The organism is uncultured Amnibacterium sp., assembly GCF_964245895.1.
GTDB lineage: Bacteria > Actinomycetota > Actinomycetes > Actinomycetales > Microbacteriaceae > Amnibacterium.
In genome coordinates this window covers 1-18,082 of record NZ_CAXTOQ010000066.1, presented here as the reverse complement: position 1 = coordinate 18,082, position 18,082 = coordinate 1, and the positions used below count along the sequence as shown (strand labels likewise).

The 18,082-nt window shown below is 73.1% G+C and carries 18 protein-coding genes and 1 pseudogene; 9 read left to right on the top strand and 10 right to left on the bottom strand.

The annotated features are described in order from the left end of the window. Positions 1 to 32 precede the first annotated feature (32 nt). Positions 33 to 686 (top strand): annotated as a pseudogene (locus tag ACFE60_RS10615) (DUF429 domain-containing protein); the annotation flags it as partial. A 102-nt stretch (positions 687 to 788) separates the two neighbouring features. Continuing rightward, positions 789 to 1,385: a TrmH family RNA methyltransferase gene (locus tag ACFE60_RS10610; RefSeq protein ID WP_375388827.1), complete on the top strand. Its 597-nt coding sequence runs from the start codon at positions 789 to 791 to the stop codon at positions 1,383 to 1,385. A 61-nt stretch (positions 1,386 to 1,446) separates the two neighbouring features. Here ACFE60_RS10610 and ACFE60_RS10605 read toward each other — a convergent pair whose 3' ends face one another. From ACFE60_RS10605 to ACFE60_RS10595, 3 genes are all read right to left on the bottom strand, one after another. After that, positions 1,447 to 1,776 carry an SHOCT domain-containing protein gene (locus tag ACFE60_RS10605; protein WP_375388825.1) on the bottom strand — a complete coding sequence of 110 codons (330 nt, stop codon included), beginning with the start codon at positions 1,774 to 1,776 and terminating at the stop codon, positions 1,447 to 1,449. Positions 1,777 to 1,850: 74 nt separating this feature from the next. Then, positions 1,851 to 2,516: a response regulator gene (locus ACFE60_RS10600; RefSeq protein ID WP_375388824.1), complete on the bottom strand. Its 666-nt coding sequence runs from the start codon at positions 2,514 to 2,516 to the stop codon at positions 1,851 to 1,853. Then, on the bottom strand, positions 2,513 to 3,664 hold the full coding sequence (locus ACFE60_RS10595; protein WP_375388823.1) for a sensor histidine kinase: 1,152 nt from the start codon (positions 3,662 to 3,664) through the stop codon (positions 2,513 to 2,515). Before ACFE60_RS10595 ends, ACFE60_RS10600 begins: the two co-directional genes overlap by 4 nt. A gap of 106 nt (positions 3,665 to 3,770) precedes the next feature. Between ACFE60_RS10595 and clpS the strand changes: the two genes are divergently transcribed. Together clpS and ACFE60_RS10585 are read left to right on the top strand one after the other, a co-directional pair. After that, on the top strand, positions 3,771 to 4,043 hold the full coding sequence (gene clpS / locus ACFE60_RS10590; RefSeq protein ID WP_375388826.1) for an ATP-dependent Clp protease adapter ClpS: 273 nt from the start codon (positions 3,771 to 3,773) through the stop codon (positions 4,041 to 4,043). Next, positions 4,043 to 4,519, top strand: a complete 477-nt coding sequence (locus tag ACFE60_RS10585) for a DUF2017 family protein (protein WP_375388822.1) — start codon at positions 4,043 to 4,045, stop codon at positions 4,517 to 4,519. Before clpS ends, ACFE60_RS10585 begins: the two co-directional genes overlap by 1 nt. A 115-nt stretch (positions 4,520 to 4,634) precedes the next feature. Here ACFE60_RS10585 and ACFE60_RS10580 read toward each other — a convergent pair whose 3' ends face one another. From ACFE60_RS10580 to ACFE60_RS10570, 3 genes are read right to left on the bottom strand one after another with little or no spacing between them, the layout of a single operon-like run. Next, the gene (locus ACFE60_RS10580) at positions 4,635 to 6,572 is read right to left on the bottom strand and encodes a YhgE/Pip family protein (RefSeq protein WP_375388821.1); all 1,938 of its coding nucleotides are present in this window, start codon (positions 6,570 to 6,572) and stop codon (positions 4,635 to 4,637) included. Further along, the gene (locus ACFE60_RS10575) at positions 6,569 to 7,186 is read right to left on the bottom strand and encodes a hypothetical protein (RefSeq protein ID WP_375388820.1); all 618 of its coding nucleotides are present in this window, start codon (positions 7,184 to 7,186) and stop codon (positions 6,569 to 6,571) included. Before ACFE60_RS10575 ends, ACFE60_RS10580 begins: the two co-directional genes overlap by 4 nt. Next, positions 7,183 to 7,830 (bottom strand): TetR/AcrR family transcriptional regulator, encoded by a 648-nt coding sequence (locus ACFE60_RS10570; protein WP_375388819.1) that lies wholly within the window; start codon positions 7,828 to 7,830, stop codon positions 7,183 to 7,185. Before ACFE60_RS10570 ends, ACFE60_RS10575 begins: the two co-directional genes overlap by 4 nt. A gap of 96 nt (positions 7,831 to 7,926) precedes the next feature. On the opposite strand from ACFE60_RS10570, the gene ACFE60_RS10565 reads away from it, so the two are divergent. Continuing rightward, complete coding sequence (locus tag ACFE60_RS10565) at positions 7,927 to 9,213, top strand: adenylosuccinate synthase (protein ID WP_375388818.1); 1,287 nt, start codon at positions 7,927 to 7,929, stop codon at positions 9,211 to 9,213. A gap of 6 nt (positions 9,214 to 9,219) precedes the next feature. Here the strand turns inward: ACFE60_RS10565 and ACFE60_RS10560 are convergent, their stop codons facing one another. Beyond that, positions 9,220 to 10,983, bottom strand: coding sequence for a cation:proton antiporter (locus ACFE60_RS10560; RefSeq protein WP_375388817.1), 1,764 nt, complete (start codon positions 10,981 to 10,983; stop codon positions 9,220 to 9,222). A 45-nt stretch (positions 10,984 to 11,028) separates the two neighbouring features. Next, complete coding sequence (locus tag ACFE60_RS10555; protein WP_375388816.1) at positions 11,029 to 11,619, bottom strand: TetR/AcrR family transcriptional regulator; 591 nt, start codon at positions 11,617 to 11,619, stop codon at positions 11,029 to 11,031. A gap of 65 nt (positions 11,620 to 11,684) precedes the next feature. Here ACFE60_RS10555 and ACFE60_RS10550 point away from each other — a divergent pair, with 65 nt between their 5' ends. Continuing rightward, positions 11,685 to 12,575 (top strand): NAD-dependent epimerase/dehydratase family protein, encoded by an 891-nt coding sequence (locus ACFE60_RS10550; RefSeq protein WP_375388815.1) that lies wholly within the window; start codon positions 11,685 to 11,687, stop codon positions 12,573 to 12,575. Positions 12,576 to 12,628: 53 nt separating this feature from the next. On the opposite strand, the gene ACFE60_RS10545 is transcribed toward ACFE60_RS10550, so the two are convergent. Next, positions 12,629 to 12,931: a putative quinol monooxygenase gene (locus ACFE60_RS10545; protein WP_375388814.1), complete on the bottom strand. Its 303-nt coding sequence runs from the start codon at positions 12,929 to 12,931 to the stop codon at positions 12,629 to 12,631. 35 nt (positions 12,932 to 12,966) lie between these two features. On the opposite strand from ACFE60_RS10545, the gene ACFE60_RS10540 reads away from it, so the two are divergent. After that, a complete protein-coding gene (locus ACFE60_RS10540) occupies positions 12,967 to 13,269 on the top strand; it encodes a chorismate mutase (protein WP_375388813.1) in 303 nt (100 codons plus the stop codon). 132 nt (positions 13,270 to 13,401) lie between these two features. Here ACFE60_RS10540 and purL read toward each other — a convergent pair whose 3' ends face one another. Then, positions 13,402 to 15,714, bottom strand: a complete 2,313-nt coding sequence (purL, locus tag ACFE60_RS10535) for a phosphoribosylformylglycinamidine synthase subunit PurL (RefSeq protein ID WP_375388812.1) — start codon at positions 15,712 to 15,714, stop codon at positions 13,402 to 13,404. A 137-nt stretch (positions 15,715 to 15,851) separates the two neighbouring features. Between purL and ACFE60_RS10530 the strand changes: the two genes are divergently transcribed. Together ACFE60_RS10530 and ACFE60_RS10525 are read left to right on the top strand one after the other, a co-directional pair. Next, a complete protein-coding gene (locus ACFE60_RS10530) occupies positions 15,852 to 17,582 on the top strand; it encodes an ATP-binding protein (protein WP_375388811.1) in 1,731 nt (576 codons plus the stop codon). A 105-nt stretch (positions 17,583 to 17,687) separates the two neighbouring features. Continuing rightward, a complete protein-coding gene (locus tag ACFE60_RS10525; protein ID WP_375388810.1) occupies positions 17,688 to 17,972 on the top strand; it encodes a DUF2316 family protein in 285 nt (94 codons plus the stop codon). The last annotated feature ends 110 nt before the right edge of the window (positions 17,973 to 18,082 follow it).

Sequence of the window (18,082 nt, the reverse complement as noted above, 5' to 3'; positions counted from 1 at the left end):
AGTGTGCCGACCCCCGCCCGTAGCGTTGCCCGGTGCACATCGGGATCGACCTCGCCTGGGGCGCGAACGGCCGCACCGGGCTCGCGGTTGTCGACGGCGACGGCGCGCTGGTGGCCTCCGCGAGCGTGCGCACCGACGCGGAGATCGACGCCTGGATCGCGGAGCGGGGTCCCGCCGCCGTCATCGCGGTCGACGCGCCCCTGATCGTGCCGAACGCGACCGGGCGGCGGGAGGGGGAGCGCCTGCTCGGCCAGGCGTACGCCCGGTTCGACGCGGGCGCGCACCCCACGAACCGCTCCCGGCCGTGGATGGACCCGCCGCGCGGCCTCCGGCTCGCGCAGCGGCACGGCTGGTCCGTGGATCCCGACCACCCCGGCACGACGCATGCCCCGGTCTGCATCGAGGTGTATCCCCACCCCGGCATGGTCGGGCTGTTCCGGCTCGGCCGCGTCGTGCCGTACAAGAAGGGGTCGTTCACCGACCGGCGCGCCGGCTTCGATCGGCTGCTCGGGCTGATCGAGTCGATCGACGTGCTGCGGCTGGACCGCAGCGCAGCCTGGTCGTCGATCCGCGACCGGTTCGCCAAGGCGGAGCGGCTGGTCCAGCTGGACGTGCTCGAGGACGAGATCGACGCGGTGTTCTGCGCGCACCTCGCCTGGCTGTGGACGGCCAGGCCCGGAGCGCTCGTCGTGTACGGCGACCTCGCCTCCGGCTACGTCGTCGCGCCGCCACCGCCGGACCACGAGCCGACGCCCCGCGGATCCGCGCCGCCCGTCCACCGCGCGCCGATCGGCGTCGGGCCGTGGGACGGGGAGCGGCCGGCGGACGAGCGGTACGACCCCGAGCTGCTCGAGCACGGCGACGCCCGCAACGTCGTCGATCGCTACAGGTACTGGCGGATGGAGGCGATCGTCGCGGACCTCGACGCTCGGAGGCACCCGTTCTCCGTCGCGATCGAGAACTGGCAGCACGACCTCAACATCGGCTCGATCGTGCGGACCGCGAACGCGTTCGCGGCGGCGACCGTGCATATCGTGGGCCGGCGGCGGTGGAACCGGCGCGGCGCGATGGTGACCGACCGGTACCAGCACGTGGTGCACCACGACGACGTCGCCGGTCTGATCGTCTGGGCGCGGGTGCGGGACCTGCCGGTGATCGCCGTCGACAACGTGCCCGGCTCCGTGCCGGTCGACGCGTTCCCGCTGCCGTGGCGCTGCGTGCTGCTGTTCGGCCAGGAGGGGCCGGGGCTGTCCGCGGAGGCGCTCGCCGCGGCCGATGCGGTGGTCGAGATCCGGCAGTTCGGCTCGACCCGCTCGATCAACGCCTCCGCGGCCGCCGCGATCGTGATGCACGAGTGGGTGCGCCGCTGGGCCGCTCCGATCTGATTCCGTTTCGAAGGAACTCCTGCCCCCGGGGCCGAGGAGTTCCTTCAAAACGGACCGCGTGTCAGCGCCTGACCGGGCGGTTGGACCGCAGCACCTCGAGCCGGGACCGGTACTCGACCTCGTCGATCTCCCCGTTGGCGAACCGCTCGGAGAGCGTCGCCTCGGGCGAGCGGTGCGGGCCGGCCGCCGGGCCGCCGTACGCCTCCCAGCGGCGCCGGGCGGCGCGGCGGAACAGGATCGCGAGGACCACGATCACGACGAGCCAGAACAGGGGGAACAGCAGGAAGAAGGGGAAGCCGATCCCCGGGCCGTAGGCCCAGGGCGCGGCGGCGACGGCGGTGAGCACGATGCCTCCGATGCAGGGGTGGACGGGTCCGATCGGACCGTCCACCCAGACTCCGCGGATCCGGCCCCCGGCGAATCGGCCGGCGGGAGGCATCGCCCCTGCTGCGGGAGGAGTACGGGTCAGGGCTGCCAGCCGGGCGCGACCAGCCCGGTCTCGTAGGCGAGGACCACCAGCTGCACCCGGTCACGGGCGCCGAGCTTGCCCAGCACGCGCGACACGTGGGTCTTCGCGGTCAGCGGGCTGAGGAACAGCCGCCCGGCGATCTCCTCGTTCGTGAGCCCCGCCGCGACGAGCACGAGCACCTCGCGCTCCCGGTCGGTCAGCACCGCGAGCCGCTCCGGCGCCTCCGCGCGGCGCAGCCCCGCCGCCACCCGCTCCAGCAGCCGGCGGGTGGGCCCGGGGCTGAGCAGCGCGTCGCCCGCTGCCGCGACCCGGATCGCGCGCAGCAGCTCGGCCGGCTCGGTGTCCTTCACGAGGAACCCGCTCGCCCCCGCGCGCACGGCGTCCGCGACGTACTCGTCCAGCTCGAACGTCGTCACGACGACGACGTGGCAGCGCTCCAGCCCGGGGGTGCCGACGATCTCCCGCGTCGCCCACAGCCCGTCGCCGTCGGGCATCCGGATGTCCATCAGCACCACGTCGGGGTGCGTCCGCCGGGCGAGCGCGACCGCCTCCCGCCCGGTCGCCGCCTGGCCGACGACCGTCATGTCCGCCTCCGCGGCGACGAGGGCGGCGAACCCGGCGCGGATCAGCGCCTGGTCGTCCGCGAGCAGCACCTGGATCACTCGGCCTCCTCCGCGGTGCGGGACGGCACCCGCAGCTCGACCTCGAGGCCGTCGTCGTGCGGGACGAGGCGGAGGGAGCCGCCGAGCGCCGCGGCCCGCTCGCGCATGCCGGTGATCCCGTTGCCCTCCACGGGCGCCGCGACCCGCGCTCCCGGGCTGCGGTCGCGCACGGTGGCGACGACGACCCCCGGCTCGCGGGCGAGCTCGATCACGACCGCGGCGCCGGGCGCGTGCCGGCGGGCGTTCGTCAGCGCCTCCTGCACCACGCGGTACACCGCCAGCTGCACGGGGCGGCTCGGGCGCGGCTGCAGCCGGTCGTCGAGCAGCACCCTCGCGCCGGTGCGCCGGGTGTCCTCGACCAGCGGAAGGAGCGCGTCGAGCTCCGGGCCGGGCGTCAGCGGGGCGGGGTCGTCGCCGCGCAGCACGCCGAGCACGCCGCGCACCTCGTCGAGCGCCTCCCGGCTCGCGTGCCGGATCGTCTCGAGCGCCTCCGTCGCCGCCTCGGGCCGGTCGCCGGCCAGGTGCAGCCCGACGCCGGCCTGCACGGTGATGGACGAGAGCGAGTGCGCGAGCACGTCGTGCAGCTCGCGGGCGATGCGGAGGCGCTCCTCCTCGATCGCGGTCCGCTGCTGCTCCTCCTGCCGCCGGACCTCGTCCCGGTACCGCAGGCGCCGTGCGCGGAGGAAGGCGCCCGCGCCGAGCGCGACGACGAGCACGACCATCGACCCGAAGCCGCGCGTGGCGGTCAGGGGGTCGTCGCTCAGGAACACCGTGGCGAGCGCGACCGCGTAGGCGCCGCCGACGGCCGAGACCGCCCAGATCCCCGCGCCCCGGGCGACGGCCAGCGCGACCGCGATGCCGAAGGGGAGCAGCGCGAAGGGCGGGATCGGCTGCAGCACGTCCGCGGTGATCGACAGCGCGCCGGCGACCGCGACCGTCGGGCCGGGCGCCCGCCGCCCCAGCAGCGCGACGGTGAGCGCGGAGGACCAGCCGAGCAGGCCGTACGTGACGCCGCGCCACGGCCCGGCGTCGAGCGCCAGGGTGTCGTTCCGCGCCTGCGCCACCGCCACGACCGCGATCAGCAGCGCCGAGACGACCAGCGCCGCGACGACGCGAGGGCGTCCCCTCGGCGCAGCGCGGTCGGGCATCACCGTCCGACCGTAGTTCGGTCGGCGGGCGCGCTCGTACTCCTGCGGCAGTACGCCGCCCACCTCCTCCGGTCGCGGCAGGTGGCACGCTGGTGCGGTGACCGACGTGCTCGAGGACCTGCGGCGGGACGAGCGCCTCCTGCTCGGCAAGCCCTGGACGCTGCTCGTCTGGGACGACCCGGTCAACCTGATGACCTACGTCACCTGGGTGTTCACCAGCTACTTCGGCTTCCCGCGCGAGAAGGCGGAGCGCCTGATGCTGCAGGTGCACACGGAGGGGAAGGCGGCCGTCGCCTCCGGCACGCGCGAGGAGATCGAGCGGCACGTGGAGGCCATGCACGGGTACGGTCTGCAGGCGACGATGCAGAAGGTCGAGTGATGAGGATCCTCGGGGAGTTCCGGATCGAGGACGGCGCCTTCGTGCGCCGGTTCACGGGGGCCGAACGCAAGATGATCGGCAACCTGGCGACGGGGCTGGCGGACACGATGGCGGCGGTCGACGATCCGGCCGGGTTCGACGACCCGGTGCTGCGGCGCCTGCTGCCCGAGGCCGCGCCGGGCGACCTCGACGCGTCGGCGGAGTTCGCCGCGGCGACGCGGGAGCGGCTCGCGGCGGGCAAGTCGGCGGGAGCGAGGCGGCTGGTCGCCGACCTGGAGGCGGCGCCGAACGGGGTCGTGCGCCTGGACGAGGACGCCGCGGTCGTGTGGCTGAAGGCGCTCGGCGACCTGCGGATCGCGCTGGCCGAGCGCGTCGGCATCGTGCACGTGCAGAAGGCGAGCACGCCGCAGGGCCTGGTCTACGCCTGGCTCACCTGGCTGCAGGGCAGCCTCGTGGAGGCGCTCGACGCCTCCTGATCTGCATCTCGAAGGCGATCTGGCGCGCCCGATCGCCTTCAAGACGCCGGACGAAGGTCAGCCGCCCCTTTCGTTCTGTAGGTCCAGCAGACCTGCAGAACGAGAGGGAAGGCGGTCAGCCGCCGAGGAGGCTCGGCTGCAGGTCCCGGAGCGTGCGGTGGCGGGTCATCCGCGCGGCGACCGCGGCGGTGAGCGCCAGCGCGACGACGAGCCAGATCGCGAGCACGCCGGCGTCGCCCCAGGCGAGGGCGAGGTCGCCGCCGTACATGACCTGCCGCAGCGCATCGACGGCGTACGCCATCGGCAGCGCGTGGTGGATCGCCGCCAGCGGCCCCGGCAGCGTCTGCCACGGGAACGTGCCGCCGGCGGTCACGAGCTGCACGAGCATCAGGATCAGCCCGAGGAACTGCCCGACGCTGCCGAGCGCCGCGTTCAGCAGCAGCAGGATCGCGGCGAACGTCGCCGCGGTGAGCAGCAGCACCCCCATCGTGGCGACCGGGTGCACCACGGCGATGCCGAGCGGGCCGACCGCGATGAGGAACAGCGCCAGCATCTGCGCGGCCCCGAGCAGCGCGGGCGTCAGCCAGCCGGCCAGCGCGATGCGGATCGGCTGCCGCACCGCCGTGATGGCGCGGCGGGACAGCGGCCGCAGGATCAGGAACAGCGCGTACGACCCGATCCACGCCGACAGGCTGAGGAACAGCGGCGCCAGCCCCGCGCCGTACGTGCCTGCGCTCGCCGTGTCGCTGGTGCGGACCGCGACCGGGTCGCCGAGCGCCGACGCCTGCGCGGTGCGCTGCTGCGCGGTGGTCGCGGGGATCCGAGCGAGCCCCTTCGACAGCCCGCTCCGCAACGAGTCGGCTCCCGTCCGCAGCTTCGCCGTCCCGGCGGCCAGGCTGCTGCTGCCGGAGGCGGCGGACTCGGCGCCGGAGGCGAGCCGTGCGGTGCCGGAGGCGAGGGACCGGGTGCCGGCCGCCAGGGTGTCCGCCCCGCTCGCTGCGCGCTTCGTGGAGGCGGCGACCTGCGTGGCTCCGGTAGCGACCTCCGCGGCCCCGCCTGCGACCTTCGACGCACCGGTGGCCAGGGTGTCCGCCGACGATGCGGCCCGGGCGAGCGCCTGCTGACCCGGCTGCAGCACGGCCAGCGCCTGCTGGATCTGCGCCTCGCTGAGACCGTCGGCTGCCAGCCGACGCGCGAGCGCGGTGCCCGCCGCGGTCGATCGGGAGGCGGTCCGCAGCGCGTCGGCGAGCTCGGCGTTCCCGCTCGCGACCCGCTTCGCCCCGTCCGCGACGGAGGAGGCGCCGGACGGCAGCCCCGCGCTCCGCGAGGCGAGGGTGTCGAGCCCCGACGCAAGGGACGAGGCGCCGGACGCGGCGCTCGCGGCGCCCGAGGCCGCCGACGCCGCGCCGGTCGACAGCGAGGCCGTGCCGGAGGCGAGCCGCTTCGCGCCGTCCGCGGCCGTCCCGGCGCCGTCGGCGAGGGAGGAGGCGCCGTCGGCGGCGTCCGACAGGTCGCCGCGGATCGTCGACAGCGAGACCAGGAACCGCTTCGCCGCGGTGGTGCCGACCTGCTCGGCGACGCGGTCGCGGACCTCCGCCGTGACCGACTTCGCGATCGTCGACGACAGGTAGCTGTTCGCGTCGTTCGTGGCCAGGTCGATCCGCGCCTTCGTGGGGTCGGTGGTGCCGGCGGAGGCGAGGTCGGCGGAGAACGTCGCGGGGAACGTGACGACGAAGTCGACCCCGCCGTCCGCCAGCTGCCGCTTCGCCTCCGCGGCCGTCAGCTCGTGCCAGTCGAAGGAGCCGTCGTCGACGAGGGCGTCGGCGGCGTCCCGCCCGCGGTTCACCGCGGTGCCTCCGGTCGAGTCGCCCGCATCCGCGACCACGATGCCCGCGGGCACGCTCGAGAAGCGGCCGTAGGGGTCGAGGTTCCCCCACAGGTACATGCCGCCGTACAGCAGCGGGACGGCCATCAGCGCCACGAACGCGAGCACCCCGAGGCGGGTGGAGGTGAGGCGGCGCAGCTCGGTGCGCAGCAGGGTGAGGATCGTCATCGGAGGGTCCCGGTCGTCTGGGTGGTGGGGGAGGACTCGGTCACGGCGGCGCCGCCGATGACGAGCACGGGCAGGCCGCGCTCGGCGAACTCGGCGGCGAGCCGCCGCCAGCCGGAGGCGTGGCCGCCGTGCCGCTCGGGGGAGGTGAGCACCAGGGCGCGCACGCCCTCCCGCAGCGCGGCGAGCTCCAGCAGCAGCCGCAGCCGCTCGGTCGGGGGCAGGTCGAGCAGCGGGGCGCGGCCCCATCGCTCCAGCCCGACCCGGGTGAGCAGCGCCTCCGCGTCCCGGCGCCCGCTCGGCCGCGACGCGAACCGCAGCTCCTCCCGCACGACCGAGCGCACGGGGAGGGAGGGGGCGGGCTCGGCCACGACGGGGGTGTCGACGAGCGCGACCGCCCGGCGCAGCGCCGCCTCGTCGGTCCGCCCGTCGAGCAGCACCTGACCGCGGTCCGGCACGAGCCGCCCGGCGGCGATCAGGGAGGCGAGCATCGGCCCGCGGTCCCCCTCCGCCGCGACGAACGCCGGCCGGTCGAGGGGGAGGGCGGCGCTGAAGGGCGCCAGGGAGGGGGTGCGCTCGTCGCCGACGGCCGCGCCGGTGATCTCGAGCAGGCTCATCGGTCGGCCGCCTCGTCGAGGAGGCGCGCGGCGTGCTGCTCGAGCACGGCCTGCGCTTCGCGCCAACCGAGCCCCAGGGCGCCGAGGCCGGCGAGCACGACGAGGCGACGGCCCTCCTCCCGCGACATCGGCCGCCGGATGCTCTCGTCCAGCACCGCGAACGCGGCGCCCTCGACGAGGTGCGCGACCGTCTCCACGTCCAGGTCGGTGCGCGCGGTGCCGGCGCGAGCGGCGAGCTCGACGTCGGCGACGATCCGCGCGTGGATCGGGCCGAGCCCGCTCGACAGCACCTGCTCGCGCAGCGGGCCCCGCACGACGGAGCGGGTCATGGCCCGGACGTCGGCGACGTCGTCCCACACGAGCCGGCCGACCAGTGCGATGTCGAGCACGGGGTCGGGGTCGTGCAGGGCGTCGACCGCCGCGGCGACCCGGGCGGCGCCCAGCTGCGCGAGCTCGGCGATCAGCGCCTCCCGCGACGCGAAGTGGCCGTAGACCGACCGGCGGCTGAGCCCCGCCTCGGCCGCGACGACGTCGATCGACGCCTCGGGATCGCGGTTCAGCACGGCGCGCGCGGCATCGAGCAGCGCGGCGCGGTTCTTGGCGGCGTCGCTGCGCGGCGCGCGCGTCCGGGTGGCGGCGGTCATGCGGCCACTGTACTCCTAAGTTGCACATAACTGTGCAACTTGAACGAGGGCGGGGCCCGTCCGGTAGGTTCGAATCCCAAGAGGAAGGATCCTCCTATGCCCGCGATCGTCCTGATCGGCGCCCAGTGGGGCGACGAAGGCAAGGGCAAGGCGACCGACCTGCTCGCCGGCCGCGTCGACTACGTCGTGAAGTTCAACGGCGGCAACAACGCCGGCCACACGGTCGTGATCGGCGACAAGAAGTTCGCCCTGCACCTGCTGCCGTCCGGCATCCTCAGCGACGGCGTCGTGCCGGTCATCGCGAACGGCACCGTCGTCGACCTCGAGGTGCTGTTCCACGAGCTGGAGGCGCTGACGGCCCGCGGCGTGGACGTGTCTCGCCTCCGCGTCTCCGCGAACGCGCACGTGATCACCCAGTACCACCGCACCATCGACAAGGTGACCGAGCGGTTCCTCGGCAAGCGGCAGATCGGTACCACCGGCCGGGGGATCGGGCCCACCTACGCGGACAAGATCAACCGCGTCGGCATCCGCATCCAGGACCTGTTCGACGAGGGGATCCTGCGGCAGAAGGTCGAGGGCGCGCTCGAGCTGAAGAACCACCTGCTGCTGAAGATCTACAACCGTCGCGCGATCGGTGTGGACGAGGTCGTCGCCGACCTGCTGCAGCACGTCGAGCGGCTGCGGCCGATGGTCGCCGACACGGCGCTGGAGCTGAGCACCGCGCTCGACGCCGGCAGGACGGTGCTGTTCGAGGGCGGACAGGCGACGATGCTCGACGTCGACCACGGCACCTACCCGTTCGTCACCTCCTCCAACGCCACGAGCGGCGGCGCGGCGACCGGCTCGGGGGTCGCGCCGAACCGCTTCGAGCGCGTGATCGCCGTGGCGAAGGCGTACACGACGCGGGTCGGCGCCGGCCCGTTCCCGACGGAGCTGTTCGACTCGTCGGGGGAGTTCCTGCGCTCGAAGGGCTTCGAGTTCGGCACCACCACCGGGCGCCCGCGCCGGACCGGCTGGTACGACGCCCCCATCGCGCGCTACGCCCAGCGCATCAACGGCGTGACCGACTTCGTGCTGACGAAGCTCGACGTGCTCACCGGGCTCGAGACGATCCCGGTGTGCGTCGCCTACGACGTCGACGGCCGCCGCGTGGACGAGGTGCCGGTCAGCCAGTCGGACTTCCACCACGCGACCCCGATCTACGAGCAGCTGCCGGGCTGGAGCGAGGACATCACCGGCGCCCGGTCGTTCGACGAGCTGCCGAAGGCGGCGCAGGACTACGTGCTCGCGCTGGAGGAGATGAGCCGCGCCCCGATCTCGGTGATCGGGGTCGGCCCCGCGCGCGACGGCGTCATCGTCCGGCGGGACCTGCTCGGCTGAGCTCGGTCAGTGGTCGGCGGCGGACGGGCGGAGGCGCGTCTCCTCCAGGTCGAGCAGCGCCTGCGCGCGGTCCTCGATGCGGGGCGGGTAGGTGCCCTGCCGGCGCAGCTCGAGCAGGTGCTCCCGCTCCGCCTCCACGACGGCGAGCCGGAGGCGGCGGAACAGCAGGTGCGGCGTCGCCTCGAGCGGCAGGTCGGCGCTGTGGCCGCGCTCCCACGCCGCCTCCGCTCGGAGGTAGGACGCCTGCCGCACCCGCTCGATGACCTCGGGATCGACGTCGGCCGCGCCTTCGACCACGGTGCCGGGGTCGTCCAGCACCGAGAGGCCGTGGTAGCTCAGCTCGTCCAGCAGGGAGGCCAGCTGCCGCTGGTCGGCGACCTCGTCTCCGCCGCTGATCCGGAGGGTCCGGATGAGCACGGGCAGCGTCGCGCCCTGCAGCAGGAGGCTGACGACCGCGACGGTGAACGCGATCAGGATCAGCTGCGGGCGATACGGGATCGTGTCAGGGATCGACTGCGCTGCCGCCAGAGTGACCACCCCGCGCATCCCGCTCCATCCGAGTACGACGCCGCTGCGCCAGTCCATCGTCTGGCTGCGCAGCTGCTCCAAGTCCGCGCGTCGGCGCGCGTACCGTCGGCGAAGAAGGGTGATCTGCCGACGCAGCGGTCCACGGCTGGGCACGCGGAGGCGCTGCTGCAGGAACAGCAGCGCCTCGAGCGTCCGCGCCTCCGCGCGGTGCTCACGGAAACGCAGCAGCAGGACGAGCGGACCCACCCACAGGAAGCGGACGAGGATCAGGAGCGCGGTCGTGAGCAGGCCGATCGCGATCGTGGCCTCGAGGGAGAGCGACTCGGTGTTCGGCGGCGGGTCGACCACCTCCTCCACGAGCGACCGGATCTGCAGGCCGATCAGCAGGAAGACCGCGTTCTCGAGCAGGAACTGGATGGTGCTCCAGTTGATCCGGTCGCTGGTCCTGGTCACCACGGAGAACGATCCCGGGTTGGCGTAGCCCGTGTAGAGACCGGCGACGACCACCGCGAGGACGCCGGAGGCGCCGACGAGGGCCGTCGGTGCGAAGGCGAGGAACGGAACGGCGATGGAGATCGCGGTCGCGAGGACCGGATCGTCGAGTCTCGACCGGACCCTGACCGTGACGAAGCCCACGATCAGGCCGATCACGACGGCGATGACGACGGCGAACACGAAGCTCTCGACGGGCCCGGACTCCTGCGTTCCCGTGGCGATCGCGAGGGCTGAACCGAACAGGACCAACGCGGTCGCGTCGTTGACGAGGCCCTCGCCCTCGAGGACGACCAGGATCCGAGGGGGGAGCCCGAGACGCCGACCGACCGACGTCGCGGCGACGGCGTCCGGCGGGCTCAGGACCGCTCCGAGCGCGATGCCGGCGGGAAGCTTCAGGGCGGGCAGCACCGCGAACAGAGCGAATCCGGTTCCGAACGCCGTCACCACGACGAGGACGACCGAGAGGCTGACGATCGTGCCGAGGTTCCGCCGGAAGTCGACGAAGGAGAGACGGATCGCAGCCGCGTAGAGGATCGGCGGCAGCAGCACGTCGAGCACGAACTCCGGGGGTACCTCGAATTCGGGGATGCCCGGGACGTACGACAGCAGGACGCCGACGACGACGAGGAGGATCGGCGCGGCGATGCCGAGGCGACGGGAGAACGCGGCGACCGCGACGATGACGGCGATCGCGATGACGCCGCCGACCTCGAAGAGGGGGAGGTCGTGCAGCAGCGCGGCTTCCATCCCGATCGAGGATACCGGCAGGGGGTACTCGAGGTCCCGCCCGGGTCAGGACGCCGCCGCGGGCACGATCGCCGCCAGCCGGCCGAGGACCTCCTGCTCGATCTCGAGCAGCGACCGGTCCTCTCCCTCCGCGATCCAGCGGCGGAAGGCGACGTGGAACGCGGCCACCGCGGTCTCGGCCGCGAGCGAGGCGTCGCTCGCGGCGACCCCCCGGTCCCGCAGCGCCGCGGTCAGGGTCGTGACGAGCGACGCCCGCTTCAGCAGCTCGCGCTCCTGCAGCGCCGCGTTCGCGTCGATGACCGTCTGGCGGTGCCGGGACCAGGGCCTGCGCTCCTCGGGGAAGAAGTCCGCTGCGGCGGTGATCGCCGCGACGGCGAGGCCGAAGGGGGCCGCGTCGGGGGCCTCCGCGACCCCGCGGAGGAAGTGGGCCGCGTACTCGTCCTGCCCCACGAACAGCACCTCGCGCTTGTCGGCGAAGTGCCGGAAGAAGGTGCGCTCCGTGAGTCCTGCACGGCCCGCGATGTCCTGCACCGTCGTCTGCTCGTAGCCGCGCTCGACGAAGAGCGCGATCGCGGCGCCCTGCAACCGCTCGCGTGCTCCCGGCTCCCAGCGGACCACGCGGTCCAGGGTACTCACGGCAGTTCCTGACATCAGGGTGTACCGTGATGTCAGTCCCTGACTACAGATGAAGGAGAACCCTCATGCGCGTGTTCGTCACCGGTGCGTCCGGCTGGATCGGCTCCGCCGCCGTCGACGAGCTGCTGGCGCGCGGTCACGAGGTCGTCGGCGCCGCCCGGTCCGACGCCTCCGCCGCGCGGCTCGAGCGGCAGGGTGCGACCGTGCGCCGCACCGATCTCGACGACCTCGACGGCCTTCGGGCCGGCGCGCTGGAGGCGGACGCCGTCATCCACCTGGCGAACAAGCACGACTGGTCGAACCCTGCGGAGTCGGCGCGCGCGGAGCGGGCTGCGGTGGAGACGTTCACCGCCGCGCTCGCCGGGTCGGGGAAGCCGTTCCTGCTCGCCGCGGGCGTCGCCGGACTCGCGCAGGGCCGGCCGTCGACGGAGGCGGACCGCACCGACGCGCGCGGGCCGCAGGCACCACGGGGCGGCACCGAGAACCTCGCGCTCGACGCGGTGCCGCAGGTCGCCTCCGTCAGCCTGCGATTCGCGCCGACCGTGCACGGCGAGGGCGACCACGGGTTCATCGCCGAGATCGCGCGGGCGGCGCGGGAGCGGGGGTTCGCCGGCTACATCGGGGACGGGACGAACGAGTGGGCGGCCGTGCACCGCTCCGATGCGGGGCGGGCCGTCGCCCTCGGCCTCGACGGCGCGCCGGCGGGCACCGCGCTGCACGTCGTGGCCGAGCGGGGCGTGAGCACGCGGTCGATCGCGGAGGCGATCGGGCGCGGCCTCGGCGTCCCGGTGCGGTCGGTCGCCGCCGAGGACGCGGAGCGCGCGTTCGGCTGGATCAGCCGCTTCTGGGGGCTGGACATGCGGGCGGAGAGCGCGGACACGCACCGCCTCCTCGGCTGGACGCCGACCGGCCCGACCCTGCGGGACGACCTCGAGGCGGGCCGCTACACCCGTTGAAGGGTTCTCCTGGATTCGGGGAGCTCGCGCACTCCCCGGATCCACGCACACCTTCAGTCGCGGAGCGGCGAGCCCGTCACGTCGAAGCGGAACCCCCCGAACTCGCCGGTGAGCCACGGGCGCGCCTCCTCGATCGCGGCCCGCACCTCCGGCAGCCGGAGGGAGGCGCGGTGCGCGTCGGCGGACTCCCACAGCTCGAGCACGAAGACGGTGTCGGGGTGCTCCTCGCCGACGCCCACCTCGTAGAGCAGGCAGCCGATCTCGGCGAGCCGGTCGCTGCGGCGGGTGAGCAGGGCGACCAGGTCGTCCCGGCGTCCGGGCACGGTCTCGAGGGTGCCGACGTTCGCGAAGCGCATCCGGTCACGCTACGGCCGAGCCGTAGGGTCGGGACATGACCGAGGACGAGGCGAGCGAGCTGCAGTCGCTGCGCGACAGCATCGACAACATCGACGCCGCCCTCGTGCACCTGCTCGCCGAGCGCTTCAAGTGCACGCAGCGCGTCGGGCACCTGAAGGCGGCGGTCGGGCTGCCCGCCGCCGACCCCGCGCGGGAGCAGCAGCAGATCGCCCGCCTCCGCGCGCTCGCGGAGGAGTCGCACCTCGATCCCGCGTTCGCGGAGGCGTTCCTCGCGTTCATCGTCGCCGAGGTCATCCACCACCACGAGCACATCGCGGAGGACGCCGCGAGGGCCTGACGCCCAGCGGACGTCTCGCGGATCCGCAGTTCTTGCTCGACGCGCCGCGCGTGTGCGCGTCCGCCCGGCGTGTCGCCTCAGATCTGCGGATCTGCGAAGGAAGTGCGGATCCGCGAAGGGAGGCGGAGGGGTTCAGCCGCCCACGCGGGGGCCGAGGTGCGCCGGGAGCGTGCCCTCGTACGCGGCCCGCAGGTCCTCGATCCCGACCGTGTAGCGGTCCTGCACCTCGAGCGTCCCGCTCTCGGCGTCGGTCACGCCGATCCGGAGGGCCGGCACGCGGCGGCCGGCGCACAGGCCGACGAACTTCACGTCCTCCTCCCGGGGCACCGCGACGAGCACCCGCGCGGTCGACTCGCTGAACAGCGCGGTCGCCGTGTCGACGTGGTCGCGCTCCTCGATGTCGCCGAGCCAGACGCGGGCGCCGACCCCGAACCGCAGCACGCCCTCCGCGAGGGTCTGCGCGAGGCCGCCCTCGCCCAGGTCGTGCGCAGCGGCGATCAGGCCCTCGTCGTTGCCCGCGGCGAGCAGACCGGCGAGGTCGCGCTCCGCCTCCAGCCGGACGGCGGGCGGGCGGCCGCCGAGGTGGTCGTGCACGACGCCCGCCCAGGCGGACCCGTCCAGCTCGAGCGCCGTCGTGCCGAGCAGGTACAGGTTGAGGCCGTCGTCCTGCCAGCCGGAGGGGATCCGCTTCGCGACGTCGTCGATCACGCCGAGCACGCCGACCACCGGCGTGGGGTGGATCGCCGTCGAGCCGGTCTGGTTGTACAGCGACACGTTGCCGCCGGTCACCGGCACCTCGAGCGCCAGGCAGGCGTCGGACAGGCCGTCGACCGCCTCCGACAGCTGCCACATCACCTCGGGATTCGTGGGCGCACCGAAGTTCAGGCAGTCGGTGATCGCCAGCGGCACCGCACCGGTCACGGCGACGTTCCGGTACGCCTCCGACAGCGCCAGCTGCGCGCCGGCCCTCGGGTCGAGCGCGCACCAGCGGCCGTTGGCATCCGTCGCGATCGCGACGCCGAGCCCGGTCTCCTCATCGACGCGGATCATCCCGCCGTCGTCCGGGAACGAGAGCGCGGTGTTACCGAGCACGTAGCGGTCGTACTGGTCGGTGATCCACGCGGCGGAGGCGAGGGAGGGGGAGGCGAGCACCGCGAGCGCCTGCGCCAGCAGCTCGTCACCGGACGTCGGGCGGGGCAGCACGGCTGCGGTGTCGGCCTGCAGCGCGTCGAGCCGGGCGGGGCGGGCGACCGGCCGGTCGTAGACGGGGCCGTCGACCGCGACCGTGCCGGGTTCGACGTCGACGATCGTCTCGCCGTGCCAGGTGATCACGAGCCGGCCGGTGTCGGTCACCTCGCCGAGCACGCTCGTCTCGACGTCCCACCGCGCCGTCACCGCGAGGAAGCCGGCCAGCCTCTCGGGCGCGACGATCGCCATCATCCGCTCCTGGCTCTCGGACATGAGGATCTCCTCGGCCGTGAGCGTGGGGTCGCGCAGCAGCACGGCGTCGAGGTCGACGTGCATGCCGCCGTCGCCGTTCGCGGCCAGCTCGCTCGTCGCGCAGCTGATGCCGGCCGCGCCCAGGTCCTGGATCGCCTCCACCAGGTTCCCCGCGAACAGCTCGAGGCAGCACTCGATGAGCACCTTCTCCGCGAACGGGTCGCCGACCTGCACGGCGGGTCGCTTGGTGGGTCCCGCCGCGCCGAAGGTGTCGGAGGCGAGGATGGAGGCGCCGCCGATGCCGTCCCCGCCGGTGCGGGCGCCGAAGAGCACGACCTTGTTGCCGGGACCGGTCGCGTTCGCGAGGCGCAGGTCCTCGTGCCGCAGGACCCCGACGGCGAGGGCGTTGACGAGCGGGTTGCCCTGGTACACCCGGTCGAAGACGGTCTCGCCGCCGATGTTCGGCAGTCCGAGGCAGTTCCCGTAGTGCGCGATGCCCGCGACGACCCCGTGCACGACGCGGAGGGTGTCGGCCTGCTCGATGTCGCCGAACCGCAGCTGGTCCATGATCGCGACGGGTCGCGCGCCCATCGAGATGATGTCGCGGACGATGCCGCCGACACCCGTCGCGGCGCCCTGGAACGGCTCGATGTACGAGGGGTGGTTGTGGCTCTCCACCTTGAAGGTGACGGCCCACCCGCGGCCGATGTCGACCACGCCGGCGTTCTGGCCCATGCCGACCATGAGGTGCTCGCGCATCCGCGGCGTCACCTTCTCGCCGAAGCGGCGCAGGTACGGCTTGCTCGACTTGTAGGAGCAGTGCTCGCTCCACATCACCGAGTACATGGCGAGCTCGCCGGAGGTGGGGCGGCGGCCGAGGATCTCGCGGATGCGGGCGTACTCGTCGTCGGTCAGGCCGAGGGCCGCGTAGGGCTGCTCGCGGTCCGGGGTGGCGGCGGCCCGCTCGACGGAGTCGACGTGGATCGCGGGTGCCTCGCTCGTCACGTTCCCCGAGCCTACGGCCGCCGCGGTCCGCGGGCCGCCGCGGGCGTTGGCATCACTTGAAAGTTCAGTCAGTCACTGCCCGTTGTCACTACAATGACTTCAAGTTGAGTGTCGGTCGAGTGAAGTGAGAAGTGGCGATGCGAGAGATCGACGAACGAGTGAGCGAGTTCGTCCGCGTTCTTCGGGCCCGGGGACGCGACTTCTCGTCCGTCGAAGTTACGGCGGCGGTCGGCGGCGTGCCGAAGTCGTTGCCGGAGACGATAAGCGCGTTCGCGAACACGTCCGGCGGGACGATTCTGCTCGGATTGAAGGAAGGCGACGGCTTCCGGCCCGCGGACGGCTTCGACGCGAACCGAGTCGAAGCGCAGGTCGCTGATCTGCTTCGTCAGCGCGGCACGAGGGACGTCCAGGGGCCGGTTCACCCCGTTCCGCCCTCGAAGGTCGAGACCGCCGAGTTCGAAGGAGCCTTCGTCGTCGTGATCGACATCGACGAGCTCGCCCCTGAGTCGAAGCCCTGCTTCGTGAGCGCGCAGGGGATGGAACTCGGAAGCTACGAGCGGATCTTCGACGGCGACCACCGGATGGGCTCACACGCGGTCTTTCTGTTGAGCAGCAACCGTACTCAGCCGCTTCGCGACGTCGAGAGTGTTCCCGGTTCGTCCGTGGACGACTTCGACCCCGCGCTGCTTGATCGTTACATCCAAAGGGTGCGGACGACGCGACCGCGACTCAGCGACGTGGCAGGAACCGACGACGCGCTGCTCAGGCTGGTCAAGGCTGTGGGGGAGGACGGCCACGCCACGTTCGCCGGCCTGCTGGCGCTGGGGAGGTATCCGCAGCAGTTCTTTCCACAGCTGATGATCAGCCTCTCGGTCTTCCCCGGACCTACGAAAGACGCGCTCGCAGACGGGACCCGGATGCTCGACCGCGCGACGTTGGAGGGGCCCGTTCCCACGATGGTCGCTGATGCGTTGATCCGTATCGCTCGAAACCTCTCGACTCGCCGCGTCGCGTCTGGCGCCCTCTCTGCGGACCACCCGGAGATCCCTCTCGACGCGGTTCGCGAAGCACTCGTGAACGCGCTTGCGCACCGCGACTATTCGTCGTTCGCCGAATCGGAACAGGTTCGGGTCGAGCTCTATTCGAATCGTCTCGAGATCGTGAGCCCAGGCGGGATCTGGGGCGGTCGAACAGAGCGGGAACTGTTCGACGGTGGTTCGAGGTCTCGGAACGCGACGTTGACTCGTCTGCTGGAAGACGTCCCGACTGGGCGCTCCGACCAGATGGTCTCCGAGAACGCGGGAGTCGGTCTTCGGCTCATGGTCGGTTCGATGAAGCAGCGTGGTCTGCCGGTCCCGTCCTTGACTGCTCGACCGACCTTCTTCTCGGCGCTACTGAGCCGTCACGGCCTGCTGGACCCTGGCACGATCGAGTGGTTGGCGGGTATCGGGGCGAGCGCGCTCGACGAACGGTCGCGCGCAGTTCTCGCTCTGGTCAGTACCGGACGGAAGATCGACGACCAGACCGTCCGAGCTCAGCTCGACATGGACAGTTTTGACGCCCTGACCCTGATGCGGACCCTCGCGCGCGATGGCTGGCTCAGCGAGGGGCGGAACGGACGATTCCTTGCGGGGCCGCGCGCGACGGGGCAGCTGCCGCTCGAAGTTCCCAGCGTGGAGAGCCTGAGGGCCGATCCGCTGCTAGCGCTCCTCGGAGGTGGCACAGAGATGTCCATCCAGGAACTCGCTCGGGAGACGGGTATCGGACTGTCGACGTTGAGATACCGACTCAGGGGCATGGTCGAACGAGGCCAGATCGTCGCGACCGCGCCGCCCACGAGTAGGAACCGCCGGTATCGGCTCGCGTGAGGTCAGCTGGCTGACCGCGGAACCGAGCATGAGGCCCCTGATCGCCGCGGGCCGCCGCGGGCCGCCGCGGGCGTATCGTGCGGAGCGCGACCGAGGAGGCCGACGATGACGTTGAGCACCGAGCAGCGGCGGCGGACCGCGGAGGAGCTGCACGCGAACCTCGTGCTCGCCGGCGTGACGGAGTCGCACGCCAGGTCCGGCACGGGGCTCGACGAGCACGAGTGGCGGGAGGCGGTGCGCGTGTCGTCGCGGTCCCGCCCGGAGGACGTCTGGCTCGTCCGCGACCGGCTGGTCGTGCTGGTGCACGCCGCGGGCCACGAACCGGTGCCGTACACGGTCCTGACCGAGGACAGGCGCGCGGCGGCCTCCGTCTGGTTCCCCCTCCGATGACCGCCTACAACGACCGGGTGATCGCGGAGTTCCGCGCGAACAGCGGGGTCGTCTCCGGGTACGGCGGCGCGCTGGTGCTGGTGCACTCGATCGGGGCGCGGACGGGCGAG